The 368-nt window shown below is 65.8% G+C and carries 1 protein-coding gene; it reads left to right on the top strand.

Translation table 11 applies throughout. The features are described from left to right. Positions 1-368: hypothetical protein (locus G6N75_RS00355; RefSeq protein ID WP_206202824.1), on the top strand; the 368-nt coding region annotated here is incomplete at both ends.

Genomic DNA, 368 nt, shown 5'->3' with positions numbered 1-368 from the left:
ACGACTTGCTCCGGCAACGTGGCGACCACGGTGGTGCCGGTCGAGACCGTCGATGCCGAGTTTGGCCGCGTGGCCATCCAGGGCAAGCCGCGGCTACCGAGCGTGCTCGGCGGTGGCGAGCTGATGGCAGTTCGTGCCTTCACCCCGACCTACGACTGGGAGCTCGGCACGGATGATCCGGCGCCGGCGCGTCGCGCTGTCGTCGACAGCAGCCTGTGCCTGGATTGCCACGTTGGCTCCATGTACCAGCATGGCGGCAACCGCGTCGACAATGTCGACATGTGCTACCTGTGCCACAACTCGGCGGCCAACGACCAGTTCGTCCGCGTCGATACCTTCGACGTTGATGCCACTGAGGCCTATGACGG

Origin of the sequence: Thioalkalivibrio sp. XN8 (assembly GCF_011058255.1) — a bacterium.
Classification (GTDB): Bacteria; Pseudomonadota; Gammaproteobacteria; order Steroidobacterales; family XN24; genus XN24.
The sequence above is the reverse complement of the archived record's forward strand: the minus strand, read 5'-3'. Positions and strand labels throughout refer to the sequence as shown.